Origin of the sequence: Nanhaiella sioensis (assembly GCF_046557775.1) — a bacterium.
GTDB classification, from domain to species: Bacteria; Bacillota; Bacilli; order Bacillales; family SM2101; genus Nanhaiella; species Nanhaiella sioensis.
This window is the reverse complement of the sequence record NZ_JBKAEG010000001.1, coordinates 1,026,261-1,043,262: the sequence shown is the minus strand read 5'-3', so window position 1 is coordinate 1,043,262 and position 17,002 is coordinate 1,026,261. Positions and strand designations below refer to the sequence as shown.

Here is a 17,002-nt window from a genome sequence, read left to right as displayed (position 1 = left end):
GTTATTTGTTACTCCTTTTTTTTATCATTTAATTAATGCCCAGAGGAAGAAGATAGTCCTACTTGATTCACAATTGTTTGGCTATCTTCATTTAGACCTGTAATTATTACTTTTTTGTTTATGTTTTCATATTTTTGCTTTACTTTTGATATGGCAGTAACAGCTGAATGATCCCACACATGTGATGAACTAAAATCAATGACAATTTCATCAGGGTCAGCATGATAATCAAATAAATCTACGAAGTGAGCCATTGTACCAAAAAACATTTGTCCTTTAATATGGTATGTTTTTATACCGTCTTTAACAACTTCGTTTGATTTGATTTTTGCCATCTTCCAACCAAAGAATAAGGCACTTAATAATACGCCTGAAAATACACCCATTGCAAGGTCATGAGTCGTAACAACGATCGCGACAGTTGCTATTAAGACAACAGCATCAGGACGAGGGATTTTGGCAATCTCACGTAATGATGTCCAATCAAATGTACCGATAGAAACCATGATCATAACACCTACAAGTGCACCCATTGGAATTTGTGTTACGATGTCGCCTAACACAATAATTAAAAATAGTAAAAACACACCTGCAACTAAAGAGGATAAGCGTCCACGGCCACCTGAACGAACGTTAATGACTGATTGCCCTATCATAGCACAGCCTGCCATTCCTCCAAAAAAGCCAGTTACAAAGTTGGCAAATCCCTGACCTTTTACTTCTCTATTTTTATCACTTTTTGTTTCTGTCATCTCATCGACAATTGTTGCCGTTAATAATGATTCAATGATACCAACAAACGCTAATGGTAAAGAATAAGGTAAGATAATTAATAATGTTTCAAGTGTTAATGGGATATTTGGTAAATGGAACATAGGTAAAGATCTCGTAATTGCCCCCATATCACCAACAGTACGAACATCAAGGCTCAACGTAATTGCCAAAATCGTCATGACGATAATCGCAACAAGTGGGGATGGGATTGCTTTTGTAAACCTCGGTAATATATAAATAATTGCTAAAGATCCAGCAACCATCGCATACATCATCCACGTTTCTCCAACGAAGTGGGGTAGCTGAGCCATAAATATTAATATCGCTAATGCATTAACAAAGCCAATGATAACGGCTTGCGGAATAAATGTGATAAACCTGCCTATTTTTAAAATACCTAATATGAACTGTATAATTCCTGTTAATATCGTTGCAGCTAGTAAATATTCTAGGCCATGATCTTTAACTAAATCAACCATCAATAAAGCCATTGCTCCTGTTGCAGCTGAAATCATTCCTGGTCGACCACCAAAAATAGAAATAAGTACAGCGATACAGAAAGAGGCATATAAACCAACCATTGGATCAACACCAGCTATAATGGCAAAAGCAATCGCTTCAGGGATGAGGGCTAATGCTACTGTGATTCCAGCTAATATGTCACCTCTTACATTTGAAAACCATTGATTCTTTAAAGTTTCAGTATACAAATAATCACCTCTTTGTTTATATGAAATGGTTCGAAAAATCTGGAAAAAATGACTTATGAAACAACTTAATAAAATGTTCAAATCCCATCCTTACTATAGAAATTACTTGTTTTAGTAAGATTATTTTTTTACATGTATGGGCAAGTGTCATTTCGTACGTCAACTGTTTGCAGAGAATTAAGTCCCCGAAACAATGCAGCAAAGGTGTTTTCAATAGGAGCTTCGCTACGATGCTACATTTCGGAGGCATGTCCTTATTGGTGAACTACTATAATAAAAAAATCAAGTAATAATGAGTTCTATTTTATAGGCCCTTTTCAAAAATTCATCGTGAAAATTTATTGTAAGATGAGTTTTTCCGAGCCCCATAAGGTGAAAATAGCAAAATGCTAGTTGGATTCGTGGTTATTTTGCTTAAATAACAATCAAACAGTTTAATAAAAACAATTAATTATGTTTACACTATGAATTTGACATTAATACACAAATAAACATTATACACATATTTATCAAAAACTCCAATATAGTTTTTATGTAGTGAAAACGCCTACATTAAATGATTGCTCTTAAATGCTTAGCTATATGTAGAAAAGCACCAAATTACATTGCTTTAAACAATGTGCTCCTTTCATTACTTTTCTGACTAAGACTTAAACACCTCACGACTACGGCGTTTGACATGTATTCACCTTAAAATAATCAGTTAACTATGTAGTGTTTATAATTTATAGATGTTTACCAAAAAACAACAAATAGGTCCCAAGATTATCTTGAGACCTTAGCCATGTTATTTAGTTTTGTTTACTATTACGGTTGTTGGTGGCCACCAAGTTGTGATTCAGCCATAGAAACTAATCTCTTGGTAATTTCTCCTCCAACTGATCCATTTGCTCTAGAAGTAGTGTCAGGACCTAAGTTTACACCGAATTCATTGGCAATTTCATATTTCATTTGATCTATTGCTTGTTGAGCACCGGCTACGACAAGTTGGTTTGACGACGAATTGTTTGCTTGTGGTTGATTTTGCATGATTTGTTTCATCTCCTCATCATTATTCTAATTTTGGTTGGGTAGACTGGATTTGCACCAGCTGTATGGTTTTTAATCATATTCAGCATCTATTGCTGAATATCATACATCCACATGCCTAACTTGGCTTTACCCAATAATCAAATGTTTATTAAGTATTATGACGTATTTGAAAGATGATATTCATGAATTAGATTGGTAATGGTTGTTAGTAAACGATCATTACTTTTTCATGAAATAATACATTTATCCACCTCGTTATTAACAAACTAATTTTATGCGTATGTAAGTGAGGTGGTTTAATGTTTATGTGTCCGCTTTGTAATGGGCTAGGAAATTTCTCGGTTAATTGTCCTGTATGTGGAGAAGGGTCTGAAGATAGGGGAAGGGTAATGGACTATTATGATGATTACAGTCCTTATATGGAAATTGACGATTTAAAGAGAAATGATGGATATGGCACTACGTTAAGTAACCATGAATGTCCCCACATATTATTTTGTGCAACTTGTCAACATGAGTTTGTGAGCTTAATTAAAGAACAAGAAAATAATATCATTTGAACATAATAAGCTGTTACCTGTAACGGTAGGTTAAAGCAACTGTCAATGCTATTGAAACGTGTTTAGGTGTTAGTACGAAAAATATTACTTTTACGAAAACAGCCCATATAAAAAGAGCCTAACACTACAGTCATTTATGTAGTGCTAGACCCTTTTCTATTGTAAGTACTTATCGAATACGTTCTTCTGTTTCATTATCAAAGAAATGAGATTTGTTCATATCGAACGCAAATTCCACTACATCTCCGTGAGAGATTTTTGAGCGAGCATCAACACGTGCGATAAAGCTTTGGTTACCAAGCTGTGAATAGAGCATTGTTTCTGCACCCATAAGCTCAGCTACCTCGATTGTAGCTCTGAATTTTGTATCCGGTGATGATTCAAGGAATACGGGCTCATCATGAATATTTTCAGGACGAACACCTAAAGTTAACTCCTTGTTTACATACTTTTTATCACGCAATGTTTTCATCTTTCCTTCAGGTACTGAGATAGTAATGTTACCAATTTTGAAGTTGCCATCTTCTTGTAATGTACCTTTAAAGAAGTTCATAGCAGGAGAACCGATGAATCCACCGACAAACATATTTTCAGGGTTTTCATATACCTCTGTAGGAGTACCAATTTGTTGAATAATACCATCTTTCATAACAACTAAGCGTGTAGCCATTGTCATTGCTTCTGTTTGGTCATGTGTTACGTAAACAGTTGTTGTTTGTAAGCGTTGGTGTAATTTTGTAATTTCTGAACGCATAGCGACACGTAGCTTAGCATCTAAGTTTGAAAGTGGTTCGTCCATTAAGAAAACTTTTGCGTCTCGAACAATTGCACGTCCAAGTGCAACACGCTGACGTTGACCCCCAGATAACGCTTTTGGTTTACGTTTTAAATATTCTTCTAATCCTAAAATTTTTGCAGCATCATTAACACGCTTTTCGATTTCAGCCTTTGGTGTTTTTCTAAGCTTAAGTCCAAATGCCATGTTATCATAGACGTTCATATGCGGGTATAATGCATAGTTTTGGAACACCATCGCAATGTCTCGGTCTTTTGGTGCTACATCATTCATTTTTTTATCACCAATATAAAAGTCACCAGAAGAGATTTCTTCAAGTCCAGCAATCATACGTAGTGTAGTCGACTTACCACATCCTGATGGTCCTACAAATACGATAAACTCTTTGTCCTTAATATGAAGGTTAAAGTCTTTAACTGCTGTTACGTCATTATCGTATTTTTTATAGATATGTTCTAATTTTAATTCAGCCATTGTTGTTGCCTCCTAGTAGGATTATTGTGAACGCTTTCTCAATATAGTAATAGTCTACATAATAATATATCTGATAGTAAATGTAAGGGTTGCACAAAAAAAGATAGTACGATTGTGCATGTTTCACAAAATGGTATATAAAACACTAAAAACTTATGCTATCTTCACTTTATTGTAACAAGTTTCTAACTGTGTTCTGTATAAGGATTAAGAGTTTGAATTGATTTTCCTATAATAGAGGATATAAGAAATTGGATAAAATAAAAACATAACAGAGCTCAATAGCTTAAGAACAAACAAGGAACAAGATTATATTTTAAAGGTGACAGTAAGTTGTAAAGCCAACTTATATCGTCCCCATTAAACATTAGGATTATTACTTTAAAAGTTAACATGTTTATAAACAATTGCTACGTACGTCGTAAAAGCACCTTTGAAGCTTTTAATATCAATCCCTGTTTTTTCTATAAAGCGATCAATTCTATATTGTAAGCTATTGCGATGTATGAACAGCTTTTTTGATGCGAGAGAAATATTTAAGTTACATTCAATAAACAATTTTATTGTTTGAAGTAATTCATCATCTTTTCCAATATTTGAAAATAAATTTTCTGCTACATGAGGCAAAATATTCTTTGATGGTTCATGTAAAAAAAGGATTGGAAAAACGTCTTCAAGCTTATATAACTTTTCATGTGAAAGCTTAGCTTTAGCCTGTTGAAAAAATACTTTTTCCTCGTGAAAATATTGTTTGACCTTCTCGGAGAATAGATGTACATGTCCTACAAATAATTGGATGTTTATAAACAGATCACTAGCAATAATTTCAATAAATTCATGAAACTGAATTTTATCTTGCTTCGGTTCATAATATTCAATGATCGTACCCATTTGATTGCTTTCCCAAAGAATGAAAATATTAGAGTAAAAAAGCTCTTTCATAGTATCTAGAAAGTCATTTTTATCGTATAAAGCTGTAGGTATGTAAAAGTGAATAAATCGTATTTGTGAAGGCTGAATGTCCGATTCATTATTTACCTTATCGTTAAACAGTACATTTCTCCAAAATACTTCTTCCTTTGATAAGGCTTCTTTATAGTTATGCACAGGTGTTAGCAGGAGTGCTAGTAGTTCTTTCTCTTTCTCTGTAACTGCGTTCTTAGCTATATAGATTTCTGTACCGTCTTTCGTTTCAAAACAATCATAATTATTTATGTTTGATGTTGGTTTTTCTAGCATGACTGCTTCACCATATAATTGTTGCAATTTTTCAATCATCGTAACTCACCTTAATATGTATTTTTAGTTCAACATGATTTAGTAAAGTATATCACGCTATGAACATGCATATCACCTATCATTATAACAGTAAACGACAGGTACGCTATGTACCTGTCGAGCTTCTTTTTAGAGGTTTATTCAGTGACAATTATGTTATTTCATGTGGAGGTTCCTCTTCAATAACATCTCTCGCTTCTTCAATATTAGTACAATTGTAGCATGAATGAACTGAACCACCAGCCATTCCTTCGTTAATCATCCGATCAATATCGAAGTAAGCTTTGTCTCGCCCTTCATTTAGAAGGTCTTTTTTGTCAGTTCTTTCATCAGTCATCAATGAACACCTCCTATAGAAGTTACATTCATAGTTTGTGTAGAATTTAAAAAATTATTTTTAAGGGACAAATATTTCATGATGGTGTTTTAAAGGCGGTGACTTCTTGAAATAGTTGGACGAGGTTGTTTATTCCATTTTTTTGTATAGCCTTTTCGTCAAATACCATCGGTTTTGAATTGATTTCATAAATATACAACAGACCTTCTTTCGATCTACCTATATCAATTGAAAATTCTCCAATAAACCCCATCTTTTTATTTAAAGCTTGCCCACATTCATCAACTAAAGTATATAGTTCATTTTTATTTATACGGTCTTGGATAGTTTCAAATGGAAGGAGCTTCCCCCCGTTTGGTACGTGGGTAGTAACATCTTGTGTAATAGACTGTCTAACACCGATACCGCTAATAATAAATTGTTTTGCTTGCTTATGGGCAAAAATACGCAAATCATACCGCTTTTGATCTATCTCATCTGAATCAATTGCTTGCTGAATAAGATAACTGCCGTTGAAAAGTATAGGGTATGCATGTAAAAACGTATCAATGCTCGAAAACTGTTCTGTTGTTTTTACATCTTCTACTTGAACTGTATCATTGTGCATTATCGTAACTCTTTTAATACCTTCCCCTTTACAGCCACGATTAGGCTTTATATAAACAACGCTGTAAGTGTATAACATGTCTAAGCATTGCCGGGGATTTTGTAGCTGTGAAGTTTCAGGTAAATATTTTTTAGTTATGTTATTTTCAGCTAGCGAGGAAAATACATCTTGTTTTAAGAAAAAGGAAGGGTTTACGATAGGTATTTTACGATCCTGAAAAAATTTTATTGCTTTAACATTTGCTCCTAATTGTTCATCCTCTTGAGAAGGTATACGGTTATATATGATATGTGGCAGTGGAGCATGAATTTGTAACCACCCTTTTTTCTCCTTATAATATACGTAGCCAGTTATGCCATTACTACGTATTCCTTCATAAGAAAAAACTACACATACTCCTCCGAGTGACTGCAACGCTTCTTGAATTTGTCGAAAGATATGGTGATTGCCAGAAAAAGCTTTTCCTTTTTTTGATGCACTGGTCATAATACCAATTAAGGGCCCAATCATTGACCCATTACATAGCACGGGGAAATGGATAAGAGAAGATGATTTTGTTTCTACATAAGTAGTGAGCTGTTTGTTCTGGCCGAAAAAAAAGGGGGTATCCTTTGCAAAAGATTGATGCCATTCTTGAGAGTGTGGATCATAATATAACTGTTTCATTGAAAGATAACCTCGGGCTCTAATATTGATTTTTCTGTTAAATAGATGGCAAATAACATGGATAACTTCCTGCTTAATAAATCGTATTCATGTAGTTTAGGATGATTAAAAATTGCTCTTCCTGGCTTAGAGTTCGCTTCAAATAACCAGATATTTAGCTCTTTATCAATGCCAATATCAAATCCAATTTCTCCAATTAAGCCTACTGTTCGAATTTCAATACTTTTACTAAGTGAGATAACAGCATCTGTTAAGCGGTCTACTATATCAGCTCTTTGTTCTTCATTTGGAAAGACTTCCTCGATTGTTTTGACCATTCCTCCATTTTTTAAATGAGTAGTAGCGCTTCCTTTCCCAGCAATTTTAGCAGCGATAACACTGACTTGCCAATTGCCCTCTCGATTTTTATTCGTATGAATACGAAAATCAACAGTTCTACCGTCAATTCTTAACAATGATATACCTTGTTGAACAATATATTGTTGAAGCTGGTTTTGTTTAAATAAGTGATTAATCATTGATTCGAGATTTGGAAATTTTTGAAGCCGATTTTTCGTAAATTTGTCTCTATATCGACAATAGTAGCACTTCTCATCTTCAACATAAAAAAGTTGAAACACACCATATCCAAGACTGCCATTAATAGGCTTTAAATAAACATGTCGATATTTTTTTAGCAAATCATTTAATTGTGCTAAGTCAGCATATTGTTCTGTTTCAGGAAGAAAATGTGAAATGGAATGATCAGTAATTAACTGTTCGTGAATACTCCATTTATTAAAAAATCCTGGATTATACCAAGGAATAGAATATTCTCTTTGTAGTCGTTCTTTAATATGTTTAAAGTAATGTTGATTTTCTGTTTTCCTATTTGGTAAACGATCGTATACCACGTTTGGGAGAGGAACCTCCATTTTCTTCCATCCAGCATCTGTATAAAAATGTCCTGTTACCAATCCTTTCTCCCAGCATATATGATGAGCACCAAATACATAAGCGTAAGCTCCTATTGCTTCTTCTACAGCTAATAGCTTTGCAAAAAACAATGATCTATTCCCTATCGGGCGCAAATTTGACTCTGTAAAACCAGCTGTAAATATACCTATAAGCGGACCTACATATACTCTTTCCTCATCTGTGAAAAGGTGAACTTTACTACATCGAGGTATATGCAAACGTTCATAGACATCTTTAGACATAATAACCTCATGATCATTGTATGAATGTGATTGTATCGAGCATGCGCATGATATCGTTCCGAAGAAAATTTGTTCCATTGTAGGTTTGAATATTTCTTTAGGAATATAGACAGTTTGACTGTGTTCATTTGTAACTATTAAGGAATACTTCATGCTTATTCAGCTCCTACTAAATCGTCTTAATGATTGGTTCTTTTTGCAAGGCTCTTTTCGTAAACAATGTTTTTTATCTACTTATATTTGAGAATCTGATTGGTATGAAATGGTTGTTATCGTATTTAGAGAAGAAAAGATGCCCAGAACGTTAGTAAACATCGTGTTAAGCTTTTTTTATGGTAAGGAATAATGAATGCGAAAGCAATTTTTTGCAAGGCTCTTTTCGTAAACTATGTTTTTTATTTACTTATATTTGAGAATCTGGTGTGTATGAAATGGTTGTTATCGTTTTTAGAGAAGAAAAGATGTCAGGAAACTGTATTGACTATACGTGTTTATGTTTTAAATCTGCAAAGGCCTAATAGTCAGATGTAGGTGAAACACGTAAATCATTTCTTTATATATTAGTATTCAAGTAACTAACACGTCATGTAATTATTATCAAAGGGCTTCCTGACTCTTTTCTTTTATGAAGTGGTCAGATTCTTGGTAAGGTGTTGACAATATAGGAGGGGGGCCGTAAAGAGCTCTGACTCTTTATTCGAATTAAGTTGAAAAATAACGCTCCTCCCAGGTTTAGAGTTCGTGTCAATTAGCCAAATTTTATTATCTTGATCAAGTCCAATATCAATACCAAGCTCAAATAGTTCAGAAAATTGCCTCTCTAATATTTGTGGTACCCGATCGATGATCGTTTCTAATTCATCTTTAATAATGTTATTTGTATTCGTAGAGAGTGCATCCATCCAATTTTTAAATGGAATATATATACCCCCACCATGGATATTTGAAATTAAATCGTTTTGTTGCCCCCTACGAATACCACGTCCTCTTTCAACCCAATGACCTTGTTCATTTTTTTGTAGGAGAATACGAATATCAAATGGTCTGTGCTTCTCATCGTGAAGCGATAACAATGGTTGCATAAGGTAGGATTGGACTGTTAACAGCTTTGTTAACCATGATATAAATTCTGCCTTATGTTGAAATTGTTTTGTAATAACTTTTTCTTTACGATGAGTTTTTGCTTCAATATATTGATCTTTAACTGAAAGGCTTATAACACCTCTTCCTTGTGAACCACTTTCAGGTTTTAGTAGTACTTGTTTTGTTTTTCTAAGGTATTGGATCACTTTGTGCCGAGATGTAACCTTTTCAGTTTTTGGAATATAGTTAGAAAGAATTGGGTCGTTGTTTAGAATTTTATAAATTTCCCATTTGTTTGGTAATCCATAGCCGAGAAAAATTGTGTCTGGCCTTGTCTTTAGCCAATTAACGATAGGTTTACTTCTCGTTGAAATTTCATTTTGACTGTAAAAGCATCGGTCGTAAAGGACCGTCGGAATAGGAAATGTATCCTGCACCCAAGTATTTGTTGTCAGATCAAATTTTTCTCCATGTACTAATTCAGTGTTTGGATCAATTGATAGTGGTGTAAGTCGATAAACTGTGATATTAAATGCTTCAGCATGCTTTGCAATTTCGGTTGCATAACCTCGCTCTTGATTTGGAAGAAGGGTTAAAAAACCAAATTGTTTCATGTTAATTCACTCCTTCGTTAAAAAAATTGGCTAAATTAAGACAATGATTGACAATTGCCTTCGCTGAAGGTCTAATTGTATCTTGTTTTCGTTTCGGGTCATGATTTTTTGAAGGCTTAGTATTTATTTCGATAATCCATGGATGCCCCATGTTGTCTACTGCTAAATCAATACCTAATTCACCGTACAGGCCATCTGTTGCTTTACTTATGACAGAAGCGATTTCAATTGCTAGTTCTTTCAGTAATTTATGAATATGTTTTGCAGTTGTTTGATCAAAGCTCTGTTGTAAACAGTCTGCAACACGTATGAATTCTCCTCCTTGATAGATGTTCGATACGAATTGACCAACAGCAGAAACGCGTGCTACTGCGGAAGTGATAGTCCATTCTGTATGGTTTCTACAGTGACATAGAATGCGGAAATCAACTGGACGATTGTCAACAGTTATTAAATTTAACCCTTGTTGACCGACATATGCTTCTTTGATTAGCCGTGGTCTAAGTGATTTAAATAATGTAACAAATGAATCATATTTATGTTCTATTTCAGCAGTAAAGGTTGTGTAATCAAGTATAAATTCATGATCTTTTCTTTTTATTTGAAAAATTCTTTTGCCTTGACTGCCATGAATAGGTTTTATGAAAACTGTATCAAATTTTGTTGTTAAGTCTTGGATGTCTTGTTTATTTTGCAATAATAGTGTCTCTGGAAGGTATGGTTGTAGATAATCTTCATTCGAAAGTATATTATAAGCATCCCACTTATTAATATATCGGTCGTTAAAAAATGGTATATTTAATTCATAAAGTGCCTCTTTTACGCTTGAAAAAAGTGTTGATTGCTCGCTTTTTCTTGAATGTATACGGTTGTGCACAACATGTGGCAGAGGTACAGGTGATTCAACCCAGTTGTTGTCTAAATTGTTATATATCAAACCTTTCATTTGTTGTTTGCGGAAGGTTTTGGGTGACAAAGTATAGAATAGTACACCTACTTTATGACAATATAGAGCAATCTCTTCACAATATAACTGGAGTGAACCAAAAGTAAATTGATCATCATTCTTTTTAATTTCAGTTAATATTGCTATGAAGGGGCCAATCTCTAATTCATTCGATTGATGTATATGTTTTATTGAAGCAGTAAAAGGAATTGTAGGTAAATTAAGCTTATTTAGCAATTGTGTGCTAAAATATAAATTTAGGTCTTTTTCCTCAATACGAACGATTTCTGTGTTATTGGTAAGCTTGTGACAAGTTATATTCATTGTCTCTTGACATTTTAATAGAGCAAAAATTCTTTTAGGCATTTGAATAGTATCTGATTCTGTAGGTGTTTCAGTAACTATTGGAGAAATTTGAATTCTTAATGGCATTGTCATCATAAGAAACCCCATTATTTCATTATTTTATATAGGCATACGCTGATATCGTATCGTATGATAATGTTATATATTTTGTGACGATGAAAGGTTGATGGATGTTGGAAACTGTTTTAGTAATATTTACTATGATTTTGATCGGAGCGGCTATTGGTGGAATAACGAACTCCTTAGCAATTAGAATGTTATTTCGTCCTTATCATCCGGTGTATCTATTTGGAAAGCAGTTACCGTTTACTCCAGGCTTAATCCCAAAGCGAAGGGAAGAATTAGCAAACCAGCTTGGAAGAATGGTAGTTGATCATCTGCTTACTCCAGAAAGCTTACGAAGGAAGTTATTAGATAACAACTTTCAAGAAGATGCAGTGAAGTGGGTTAAGGAAGAAGGAGACCGTTTATTTTCCTCAACTATAACAATAGAAGAATTAATTACAAAAATGGGTGTGGAAAACCCTTCATTAGTTGTTGAACATAAATTGTCTATGCTTGTAGAGAATAAATATATACAAATGATGAATGACAACGGAGAAAAGTCTATTCGAGAAGTCATACCGGCTGACTTACTAGCCAAGGCAAATGATAAGCTTCCTTTATTGACAGAATATATTATTTCGAAGGGTGTTGTTTTTTTCGAAAGCAGTGAAGGTAAAGACAGACTATCACGTATGATTGATGATTTTTTGGCTAGTCGAAGTGGTATGCTAGGAGGCATGCTACAGATGTTTCTTGGTAACGCAAGCTTAGTAGACAAGGTTCAACCAGAAATAATAAAATTTTTAAAGAATGACGGCACAACACAATTAGTTGTCAATATGTTAGAAAATGAATGGCTTAAGCTTCAAGAACGAAAAATAGGAGAGCTAGAAAAAGATATTCCTCGAGAAAAAATAATATCATTCTTAAAGCAAACTATTCATAAGCGCATAGCTATGAACGTGTATATGGAGAAAGAGATCAATGAAGTATTAATGCCCTACAAAGATCGGATCCTCAATGACATGGTTCCAAAAACAGTTGAACTAGCTACCGGTTTTATAGCGAATCGAACAGAGAGAATGATGGAGCGATTGCATTTAGCAGATATAGTACGTACACAAGTAGAATCATTTCCTGTAGAGCGGTTAGAAGAAATGGTATTATCCATTTCACGAAGAGAATTTAAAATGATCACGTATTTAGGGGCGTTACTTGGTGGTATGATTGGTTTAATTCAAGCTTTTATTGTATTATTTATTAAGTAATTATACAAAATGGATGTAAAGAATACTTAATTCAAGTGTATATTGGATAATTGCAAGCACTGATGCATAACATCTAGTATGGATTTTGCATATTCATAGTTAAGAAGGAATGTGTTCATCATACTTTGAATGTTTGTTATAGTGTAAGAGTTCGCATCGTAAAAAAAACTAGGAGGCTATTTAATGTCAAATAATTTATATGATGTTGCTTACGAATTAGAGAAAGCAATTCGCAATAGTGAGGATTTTAAGCAATTACAACAGCTCTATAATGAAGTAAACAATGATGCTTCAGCTAAGCGTATGTTTGATAACTTCCGTGAAGTACAGCTAATGCTACAACAAAAGCAAATGATGGGTGAAGATATTTCTGACGAAGAGGTAGAGAAGGCTCAACAGTCAGCTGCTTTAATCCAACAACATACGACCATCTCAAAGCTCATGGAAGCTGAACAAAGAATGAGCATGGTTATTAGCGAGCTTTCCAAAATAATGATGAACCCACTAGAAGAGTTATACGGTAATATGGAGCAATAAAATCATTAACAGTGAAACAGGGATGCATAAGCTGCATCTCTGTTTTTGATTGTTATAAAATCGAGTGTCGTTACGGTATGGGGGCTTGCTAATTTATATATTTAGTTACAATTCAATTCCTAAAAAAAAGCTGTTTTCGCATTGATTGTTGTTTAGTATTCAGAATTAAACACGTACACAAATAGAGTTCGTGGCATCTTTTCTTCTGTACAATAATGACTAACAAAATAAAACCATTTTTTATAGTACTAATTTGATAACAATAGTAACTATGTTTACGAAAAGAGCCATAAAAAAACAGCCACATTAGGCTGTTAACGCAATAATTATTATTTTTCATAGAATGAAATAAACTCGATATAAGGTTCATGACATTTTCTTTTTTTAAAACTGTTATCCATGAGTGCTCTTTTCCAGCTAAAAATAAACATTTACACAACTAGAACGCGTGGCATCTTTCATTCTGTAAACCGATGACAAACGTATAAAACCACGTTTTACCTCCTAATTTGATACAAATAGCAACAAAGTTTTCGGTAAAAGATTTTGAACAACTTTATTAAATAATCAAATAACGTTTAGGGGAAGCACTATCCTTCATCAACACTTCTTGCTTTCTTTCTTCAATTTTCTTATATATATCTATATTCACTTTATTTTTTCGTTGGCGTCTAACGATTCCTTTTAACACTGTCATCACCCTTTACTTTTGATACTTTAAGTATAAGCCGATGCGATATTTTTTAAACCGACCGTTAGATTGTTTTTCTCTCATCCTTAAGACTGAAGGATCATCATCCCAATGCTCCATAATTATAAGTTATTTTATGTATCAGAACTGTTGATAAACACAAACAAATTAAGTCTATACACTCAATCATAGAAATGAAATCATGCTGAAAATATTTTATTGAAGCTATCCTTTATTAGAGGTCGGTAAACATGAGTAGTACTTTAAGAAGGTGAGTCCATGTTGTACGGATATACAACTACAGTAAAAGATGAGAATTTGTATAGTTTGTGACTGCCCGGTTGTCACTGATAGATTTTAACGCGAAGGTGGTATAGCGGCGGGGCAAACATGTGTTATTAATAGTGGATAAAGCATTGGGTTCACTGAAGCTGTCAATGTAGTAAGTGAGAGTATTGGAATCAAAGAACATTTCTATTTTAAGCAATGGAGTACAATAGATCAATTAAGGCTCTACAACAATTAACGACTAGACTAACTCCAAAAATGAGAGGTGCATAAATGTGCACCTCGCTGTTTACTTATTTTACATAGATACTCTGTGTTGATAGGTAATGAAAAATTATATTGTGTTAGTGATCCGTTTCCTTTTGAAGAATATCATTAACAACATCTTCGATCGTTACACCTCCTAAAGCTTTTTCTAAAGCTAATTGGGCAACTGAAAAAAGGGGAGCAATAGTATCCTGAATGTTTCTACCCACTGGACAAGCTGGATTTGGATTTTCATGAACACTAAATAATTCCTTTTCTTGAACGACATTAACGGCTTTATAAACGTCTAGTAAAGTAATATGAGATAAATCTCTAGCAAGGTCAGCTCCTGCTATCCCTGGTTGAACTTTGACCAAACCTGCTTTTTTTAGCATCCCCATAATCTTTCGGATGACTGCAGGGTTAGTGTTTACACTTCCTGCTATATATTCTGAAGTGCTAACACCGTCTTTGTTTATTTCGATGAGAGCTAGTATATGAATTCCTACAGCAAAACGACTGCTTATGGACATTGTAGTCACCTTCCTCATAAATATATTATTTCAAGAATAAACTTGTAACTTAATATATTACAAGTATTTATTATAACTTAAAAATTTAAAAAGTGTTGACAAACATATTAATTGTAATTAATATAGTTACATGTAATCAAGTTAGTTACAAATAACTTTAGGAGGCTTTATCATGACAACGAATAAAGAAAAAGTAATTCAAGTATTAACTAGCCTTGAAAATGGAGATTCAACTGCTATTCAAGAATTTATAAATCCACATAAATACATTCAACATAATTTAACTTTTCCAAATGGAAGAGAGGTCATGTTAGGGGCATTAAATGACCTTAAAGCAGCTGGCACAAAAGTTAATATACAAAGAGTCCTTGTGGACGGTGACTTTGTTGTTACTCACACAGATTATGACTTCTTCGGACCGAAAGTAGGATTTGACATTTTCCGTTTTGAAAACGGTCAGATCGTTGAACATTGGGATAACTTACAGCAAAAAGTAGATAAAACACCTAGTGGACATACAATGCTAGATGGTTCTATTGATATTCAGGATGAGGATAAAACAGCAGAAAACAAAGAGTTTGTTAAAAACTTTGTTTCGGATATATTAATGGGTCATAATCCGGAAAAACTGACCTCCTATTTTGAGGGTGATCACTATATTCAACATAATCCAGCAATTGCCGATGGTCTTTCCGGTTTAGGCATTGCGCTAGAGGGGATGGCAAAACAAGGTATTGAGATGATCTATGATAAAATTCATATGGTTATTGGACAAGGTAATTTTGTATTAACAGTTAGCGAAGGAACTTTTGCAGGTGCTCACACCTCATTCTATGATTTATTCAGAGTAGAAAATGGTAAGATTGCTGAGCATTGGGATGTAATGGAGACAATTATCCCTGAAGAAGAGCGTAAAAACAATAACGATAAGTTCTAAATGAACAGGCACCCCCAGTTCATAAATTGTTATTTATAACTATTCACTTTACTAGACAAAAGGTAAAGGATTCTGTTGGATAACCAATGGAAATGAATATATATAAATATCTATTTATTGTTTAACCATTCATCAGTTTGGGCAACAATATAAATCGAATACGAAGCAATTATAAAAGGAGAGATATTTTTGAAGCATTTAGTTATATACGCACACCCAAATCCACAAAGCTTTAATCATGCCATACTCGAAACAGTGGTAAGTAGACTAGAAGATCAAGGAAATGAAGTCGTTGTTCGCGATTTATATGCTTTAAATTTTGAACCAGTGTTAAGTGGGAATGATTTTGCCGCTTTCCAATCTGGTAAAACACCAAATGATATTCAGACTGAGCAGGAACATGTAAAGTGGGCAGATGTTATTACATTGATTTACCCAATTTGGTGGACTGGACTTCCAGCTATTTTAAAAGGGTATATAGATCGGGTTTTTGCTTACGGTTTTGCTTATGCTGTGAATGAACAAGGTGGGTACGAAAAACTGCTAGCAGGGAAAAAAGCAGTAATATTAAATACGATTGGTCATCCAGAGGATTATTATGAACAAATCGGTATGATTGGAGCCATGAAACAAACAACGGATAATGGTATTTTTGATTTTGTTGGTATTGAAACACTTGAGCATAAGTTTTTTGGTTCTGTTCCATCAGTTGATGATAATACTAGAAAGCAAATGCTTGTAGATGTAGAGCACATTATTGCGAGATTATTCGGGTAAAATACGATTTAAAAAAATGGTCTTACTTTAGATATAAAATTTATCTATCGTAAGACTTTTTTGTTTGACATTTTCCAATCAGAAGCCCACGAACATCGTGAGGTCAGATATGTTGTGGATAGTTCAATTCTTAAGTCAGGATAGTGCTATTATGGAAATTTAAGCACTAAACTTTTCAATGGTATGAATCATATGTGACGAAATATGAAGGTCGTGCAATCTAAGCTTATTTGCTGCT

Annotated in this window: 16 protein-coding genes; 5 read left to right on the top strand and 11 right to left on the bottom strand. The window is 33.8% G+C overall.

Going from position 1 to position 17,002, the window contains the following annotated elements:
• Window positions 1-32 precede the first annotated feature (32 nt).
• Together V1503_RS04825 and V1503_RS04820 are read right to left on the bottom strand one after the other, a co-directional pair.
• The gene (locus tag V1503_RS04825) at window positions 33-1,484 is read right to left on the bottom strand and encodes a SulP family inorganic anion transporter (protein WP_410625232.1); all 1,452 of its coding nucleotides are present in this window, start codon (window positions 1,482-1,484) and stop codon (window positions 33-35) included.
• Window positions 1,485-2,291: 807 nt separating this feature from the next.
• Window positions 2,292-2,513, bottom strand: coding sequence for an alpha/beta-type small acid-soluble spore protein (locus V1503_RS04820; RefSeq protein ID WP_214483391.1), 222 nt, complete (start codon window positions 2,511-2,513; stop codon window positions 2,292-2,294).
• 302 nt (window positions 2,514-2,815) lie between these two features.
• On the opposite strand from V1503_RS04820, the gene V1503_RS04815 reads away from it, so the two are divergent.
• Window positions 2,816-3,076: a hypothetical protein gene (locus tag V1503_RS04815; RefSeq protein WP_410625230.1), complete on the top strand. Its 261-nt coding sequence runs from the start codon at window positions 2,816-2,818 to the stop codon at window positions 3,074-3,076.
• Window positions 3,077-3,245: 169 nt separating this feature from the next.
• On the opposite strand, the gene V1503_RS04810 is transcribed toward V1503_RS04815, so the two are convergent.
• The 7 genes from V1503_RS04810 to V1503_RS04780 form a co-directional block, all read right to left on the bottom strand.
• Window positions 3,246-4,346, bottom strand: a complete 1,101-nt coding sequence (locus V1503_RS04810; protein WP_320259766.1) for an ABC transporter ATP-binding protein — start codon at window positions 4,344-4,346, stop codon at window positions 3,246-3,248.
• Window positions 4,347-4,727: 381 nt separating this feature from the next.
• Window positions 4,728-5,624, bottom strand: coding sequence for a PucR family transcriptional regulator (locus tag V1503_RS04805; protein WP_410625228.1), 897 nt, complete (start codon window positions 5,622-5,624; stop codon window positions 4,728-4,730).
• Window positions 5,625-5,775: 151 nt separating this feature from the next.
• Window positions 5,776-5,961: a hypothetical protein gene (locus tag V1503_RS04800; protein WP_214483395.1), complete on the bottom strand. Its 186-nt coding sequence runs from the start codon at window positions 5,959-5,961 to the stop codon at window positions 5,776-5,778.
• Between the two features lie 76 nt (window positions 5,962-6,037).
• Entirely contained in the window at window positions 6,038-7,234 is a 1,197-nt protein-coding gene (locus V1503_RS04795) for a YheC/YheD family endospore coat-associated protein (protein WP_410625226.1), read from the bottom strand.
• Window positions 7,231-8,586, bottom strand: a complete 1,356-nt coding sequence (locus V1503_RS04790) for a YheC/YheD family endospore coat-associated protein (protein ID WP_410625224.1) — start codon at window positions 8,584-8,586, stop codon at window positions 7,231-7,233. The genes V1503_RS04795 and V1503_RS04790 overlap by 4 nt, the downstream gene beginning before the upstream one ends.
• Window positions 8,587-9,056: 470 nt before the next feature.
• Entirely contained in the window at window positions 9,057-10,130 is a 1,074-nt protein-coding gene (locus tag V1503_RS04785) for a YheC/YheD family endospore coat-associated protein (protein ID WP_410625222.1), read from the bottom strand.
• Between the two features lies 1 nt (window position 10,131).
• Window positions 10,132-11,514 (bottom strand): YheC/YheD family endospore coat-associated protein, encoded by a 1,383-nt coding sequence (locus tag V1503_RS04780; protein ID WP_410625220.1) that lies wholly within the window; start codon window positions 11,512-11,514, stop codon window positions 10,132-10,134.
• A gap of 101 nt (window positions 11,515-11,615) precedes the next feature.
• On the opposite strand from V1503_RS04780, the gene V1503_RS04775 reads away from it, so the two are divergent.
• Window positions 11,616-12,755, top strand: coding sequence for a DUF445 domain-containing protein (locus V1503_RS04775; RefSeq protein ID WP_410625218.1), 1,140 nt, complete (start codon window positions 11,616-11,618; stop codon window positions 12,753-12,755).
• A gap of 183 nt (window positions 12,756-12,938) precedes the next feature.
• Window positions 12,939-13,292 (top strand): YlbF/YmcA family competence regulator, encoded by a 354-nt coding sequence (locus V1503_RS04770; protein ID WP_214483400.1) that lies wholly within the window; start codon window positions 12,939-12,941, stop codon window positions 13,290-13,292.
• A gap of 559 nt (window positions 13,293-13,851) precedes the next feature.
• Here the strand turns inward: V1503_RS04770 and V1503_RS04765 are convergent.
• Together V1503_RS04765 and V1503_RS04760 are read right to left on the bottom strand one after the other, a co-directional pair.
• Window positions 13,852-13,983 carry a hypothetical protein gene (locus tag V1503_RS04765; protein WP_410625216.1) on the bottom strand — a complete coding sequence of 44 codons (132 nt, stop codon included), beginning with the start codon at window positions 13,981-13,983 and terminating at the stop codon, window positions 13,852-13,854.
• Between the two features lie 632 nt (window positions 13,984-14,615).
• The gene (locus tag V1503_RS04760) at window positions 14,616-15,050 is read right to left on the bottom strand and encodes an Rrf2 family transcriptional regulator (protein WP_320259758.1); all 435 of its coding nucleotides are present in this window, start codon (window positions 15,048-15,050) and stop codon (window positions 14,616-14,618) included.
• A gap of 172 nt (window positions 15,051-15,222) precedes the next feature.
• Here V1503_RS04760 and V1503_RS04755 point away from each other — a divergent pair, with 172 nt between their 5' ends.
• Window positions 15,223-15,987 carry a nuclear transport factor 2 family protein gene (locus V1503_RS04755; protein ID WP_214483403.1) on the top strand — a complete coding sequence of 255 codons (765 nt, stop codon included), beginning with the start codon at window positions 15,223-15,225 and terminating at the stop codon, window positions 15,985-15,987.
• A 189-nt stretch (window positions 15,988-16,176) separates the two neighbouring features.
• A complete protein-coding gene (locus tag V1503_RS04750) occupies window positions 16,177-16,764 on the top strand; it encodes an NAD(P)H-dependent oxidoreductase (RefSeq protein ID WP_214483404.1) in 588 nt (195 codons plus the stop codon).
• Window positions 16,765-17,002: the final 238 nt, after the last annotated feature.

Bases quoted from the DNA above. Each gene is read 5' to 3' on its own strand.
- V1503_RS04795 (WP_410625226.1), bottom strand. From the start codon at position 7,234: ATGAAACAGTTATATTATGATCCACACTCTCAAGAATGGCATCAATCT.
- V1503_RS04800 (WP_214483395.1), bottom strand. From the start codon at position 5,961: ATGACTGATGAAAGAACTGACAAAAAAGACCTTCTAAATGAAGGGCGA.
- V1503_RS04780 (WP_410625220.1), bottom strand. From the start codon at position 11,514: ATGACAATGCCATTAAGAATTCAAATTTCTCCAATAGTTACTGAAACA.
- V1503_RS04810 (WP_320259766.1), bottom strand. From the start codon at position 4,346: ATGGCTGAATTAAAATTAGAACATATCTATAAAAAATACGATAATGAC.
- V1503_RS04755 (WP_214483403.1), top strand. From the start codon at position 15,223: ATGACAACGAATAAAGAAAAAGTAATTCAAGTATTAACTAGCCTTGAA.
- V1503_RS04820 (WP_214483391.1), bottom strand. From the start codon at position 2,513: ATGCAAAATCAACCACAAGCAAACAATTCGTCGTCAAACCAACTTGTC.
- V1503_RS04760 (WP_320259758.1), bottom strand. From the start codon at position 15,050: ATGTCCATAAGCAGTCGTTTTGCTGTAGGAATTCATATACTAGCTCTC.
- V1503_RS04815 (WP_410625230.1), top strand. From the start codon at position 2,816: ATGTTTATGTGTCCGCTTTGTAATGGGCTAGGAAATTTCTCGGTTAAT.
- V1503_RS04790 (WP_410625224.1), bottom strand. From the start codon at position 8,586: ATGAAGTATTCCTTAATAGTTACAAATGAACACAGTCAAACTGTCTAT.
- V1503_RS04805 (WP_410625228.1), bottom strand. From the start codon at position 5,624: ATGATTGAAAAATTGCAACAATTATATGGTGAAGCAGTCATGCTAGAA.
- V1503_RS04770 (WP_214483400.1), top strand. From the start codon at position 12,939: ATGTCAAATAATTTATATGATGTTGCTTACGAATTAGAGAAAGCAATT.
- V1503_RS04785 (WP_410625222.1), bottom strand. From the start codon at position 10,130: ATGAAACAATTTGGTTTTTTAACCCTTCTTCCAAATCAAGAGCGAGGT.